A 3,644-nucleotide genomic window follows, 5' to 3' on the forward strand; every position below is an offset into this window, starting at 1 on the left:
GGGGATACCGCTAGCAGTAGAGGAAGGATTATTAAGAGTGATTGTGGGAAAGACGGTACTGCCAATCCTGACATCGACGGTGCTTTCTCCATCTATTTCGTCAAAGATGCCAATGATTACTTCATAGGTACCAGTGGGTTGATTAAAGCTTGTGCTAGCAGTACCAGGGGGGAAAGCAGTATTATTAACCGCATCAAATAGAGTGATTACTGCGTCCCCAGAGGCATCAGGATTACTAGTAGTTACAAAGTTAGTTATACTAGAAAAATTTTCGGCTTCAATTCTCGTCATAGTCTTGTAGTCTCCAACCTTTATCTGTGTTTAAAGCTATGGTAATTTTATTTAGGAATTTTATTTGGGCAGCAAGTAATACCCTAGCAAGTCGATATCCACTCAATCCCCATGATCCCGATACCCTTTACAGAGCCATGGGCAAGAGTAGAATACTATGCTAAACGTTCACCAAAGCACCGATTATTACAGCTAATGAAAAATCTCATAAATCTGCCGCTGTATTAGTTACACAGTTTTGAATTTCCGTGTTTTCAAACCTATCGCTGAGGACGTAGATGCTCCCCCAACATTATTTTGTTGAGATAGTCTGAGCACTATACTATAGTCTTCCACCAAGAGCTTTAGTTTTTGCGGTCAAACAATTCCTTTATTTATTGATGACATGAATTGGATACTATGTCACCATTAATTTTTGTAATTTTATCAAATCTTTATCCTATTGTTACTGATATGATAATTGTTCAATATTTTCGATTACTAGAGAATAATTAATGCGTTCGCTTTTAGCGGAAAGCGGAAGCGTTCGCAAAGCGTGGCCAAAGGCCTCAGCTTCCGGAGCGCTGCGGTTAGGGAATAGGGAATAGGGAACAGGGAAAAAGAGCAAAGTGTTGGGAGATGGTCAGGGAGATGGGGATTTTAGATAAGCAACTGGCTTCCCAAGACCGTGCTAGCTCGCTGCATCCCTTCGTCCCTTTAATTTTTAAACACCATTACACCCATTCCTATAATTCTACGGGTATAAACAATCAAGTAAGCATTCAGCTATCAGCTAAAGGCCTTTGGCCACGCTACGCGAACAGCGGTCAGCGATTAGCGCTACAGATGGTGCTACAGATGGTGCTTTTGAATAAAAGAGGTTTAATCTGAATTAAATTCTCCCGTTCGCGTAGCGTGGCCATAGGCCAATGGCTGACCACTGACGGCTGTTCGCGCAGCGTGAGCTTTTAGCTCACGGCTGACGGCTGAATGCTTACACAATCAATCCCCAAAATCTCCTTTATAGATACTTTATATAAGTCTTAAATTTGTGATCACAAAATACATATAATTATCCAGAAAATAACTAATATAAAAATATTGAGTTTATCTTTCATCGAAAACTAATCCATTAGGTTAACCAACCATAGATTTTATTATAAGCATTACTTATACAAGAACTCTACTTTGATGATTATTTAATAACGCCTCCTACTAATTATAGCATTTGGATTGATAGCGCTTACAGTGATAGGATTTCGAATTCAGTCTTGAATAAGTTATGAACAAAAATGATTAATTTATAAATTTTAAAATTTTATAAATTTTTAAAATTGATGGCTATATAGCATTTCTATCTGGGTTGTAAACAAACTTCTTTCCCTAAAAGGCAATAGGCAATAGGCAATAGGCAATAGGCAATAGGCAATAGGCAATAGGCAATAGGCAATAGGCAATAGGCAATAGGCAATAGGCAAAACGCAAAAGGCAAAAGGGAATAGGCAATAGGCAATAGGCAAAAGGGAATAGGCAAAAGGGAATAGGCAAAAGGGAATAGGCATGCTAGCAAGAATAACCCACCCCTACTGCTCCCAGGAGGGGAAAGAGATACGTAGTTTTATTTTATAAAAAAAAATACCTCCTACGTTTACATATCAAATACCTCAAGGGGTGACAACAAGGCTACAAAGCACTCTGGATAAGGGACTTAGCGTTAAGTCCCCGCTTGAAATAGAGAGATTTGTGAGGTTTGAGACTCATCAGAGATTTGGCTAAATCCGACCAAATTTTGAGAGATTGAATCCAATCGGGACCGTGCAATCCCATCCAAAAAAAACTATGTCGCTCCGTTGAACGTTCTGATTCGGTGGGACGACAAATATACTCACTCACTCCCAGATTTTTTAAAGCAACTCCAAGTAAAGTTGCCAAAGTATAAGCGATGGAAATGAGCAAAATAATGGCTTTTAAGCGACGCTCACTAACCTTTGTATTTTCGAGATTATAACCTCCAGTTTTTAAATCTCGAAACATAGTTTCAATACCCCATCGAGCCTGATAGCAGGATAAAGTCCGTGGAAGACTATCAAGACTTGTGAGAATATACCAAGGTTCTTTACTTGCTCGACTCCGATATTGACGTTTCCAATAAGCCCCTAGATTAAAGTTTCCCAACTGATGGGCTTTTGTGCAAGAAATATTTGAGTAAAATCGAGAAAATCCCGGTTGAATTCCTAAATCTTTGAGGGGTCGATAAACAGCATCATCATCTTGAATACAAGTGCCCTTTTTCTGACGTAAAGCAAAGTCTACATTCCTCTCCTCCAGCCACTTAGCCAGTTGGACACTATGAAATTATCGGTCTCCTAATAGGAGTACAGGATAAGAACGCAATAGCCTTAAGACCGGAGTTATAACTTTTTTTTGCTCTGGCAAACTGCTGTTCCCTCGTTTTGGTAAAAGTTGCCAATATACAGGAATTGCATGATGACCCCAAGCTAAGCTTAACACCATTAAATTCCGGTCTTGCCATTGAGTTCTATCGAGGATTAATAGCAGATATCCTTGATGCATGAGCTTCAGCTTTTTCCTTCGTCTTATCTGTTTTCGATTAGAGATATGAGGACGAAACTCTTGTTTTAAAATTTGCTTGATAATAGGAAACCATAAGAGCTTAGCACTTAACTGAGGTAAATTCAAAAACCTCTGAATATTCCGAACACGACTTTCATATTTTATCGGTTGTGGGAACAGGTTGGCTAAGCAAGATAAACGGACATTACGATGACTTTGCAATAGCAAAATTAGCAATTGTAGAGTCAGATATTGGCAAGGAGTCAGATGAGTCTCGAAGACAGTCTGGTAGAATTGAGGAAACATATATGATTGTGGGGGGGTCACGAACGCCCCCTGATTTTTGTAAGTCTTGGGCTGGCTTAAACCCCTATTCTCTCTAGTTTACAGCTTTCTTGTCACCCCTTGAGATCAAATACAAACGCTATATAAGGTTTCTATATATAAGCAATCAGCTAACGCCCTAAGGGCGTTAGCTGATTGTCCTTGGCTAAATACTTAGGTAATTTTAAATTAGGTAATTGAAATTTTGTATTTTAAATTACGTATTTCACACATAACTTTGCCAACTGGTATCGGTTAGTGGATCAAGCTTCTCCAGGCGATCGAACCCATTGGCATTCATCAGCCAGACACTATTTTGTCCATCGTCGAGATTGCGCCAGAGGATATCATCGAAACCATTATCATCGATGTCGAGGGTGCCATGGATTACCTCCTGACCACTACTGATTGGTGAGGAGATCAACACTGATTCAATGTACTGAGTCCCTTCCATCCTCCAATAGTAAATAGTTTGC

At 39.5% G+C, this 3,644-nt stretch carries 5 protein-coding genes and 1 pseudogene; 1 reads left to right on the forward strand and 5 read right to left on the reverse strand.

Annotated elements, in window-relative coordinates; genetic code table 11:
• Both F6K49_RS37215 and F6K49_RS37220 read right to left on the reverse strand, forming a co-directional pair.
• On the reverse strand, positions 1–291 hold a 291-nt coding region (locus F6K49_RS37215), incomplete at its 3' end, for a hypothetical protein (RefSeq protein WP_293105074.1).
• Between the two features lie 445 nt (positions 292–736).
• A complete protein-coding gene (locus F6K49_RS37220) occupies positions 737–898 on the reverse strand; it encodes a hypothetical protein (protein WP_293059452.1) in 162 nt (53 codons plus the stop codon).
• A 23-nt stretch (positions 899–921) separates the two neighbouring features.
• Here F6K49_RS37220 and F6K49_RS37225 point away from each other — a divergent pair, with 23 nt between their 5' ends.
• On the forward strand, positions 922–1,161 hold the full coding sequence (locus F6K49_RS37225; RefSeq protein ID WP_143727653.1) for a hypothetical protein: 240 nt from the start codon (positions 922–924) through the stop codon (positions 1,159–1,161).
• 463 nt (positions 1,162–1,624) lie between these two features.
• On the opposite strand, the gene F6K49_RS37230 is transcribed toward F6K49_RS37225, so the two are convergent.
• The 3 genes and pseudogenes from F6K49_RS37230 to F6K49_RS37240 form a co-directional block, all read right to left on the reverse strand.
• A complete protein-coding gene (locus F6K49_RS37230) occupies positions 1,625–1,840 on the reverse strand; it encodes a hypothetical protein (RefSeq protein WP_293105077.1) in 216 nt (71 codons plus the stop codon).
• Between the two features lie 113 nt (positions 1,841–1,953).
• A pseudogene (locus F6K49_RS37235) lies at positions 1,954–3,150 on the reverse strand (IS4 family transposase).
• Positions 3,151–3,394: 244 nt separating this feature from the next.
• Positions 3,395–3,644, reverse strand: a 250-nt coding sequence (locus F6K49_RS37240; protein WP_293105080.1) for a hypothetical protein, incomplete at its 5' end; no start/stop codon positions are given.

Source organism: Moorena sp. SIO3I6 (genome assembly GCF_010672095.1).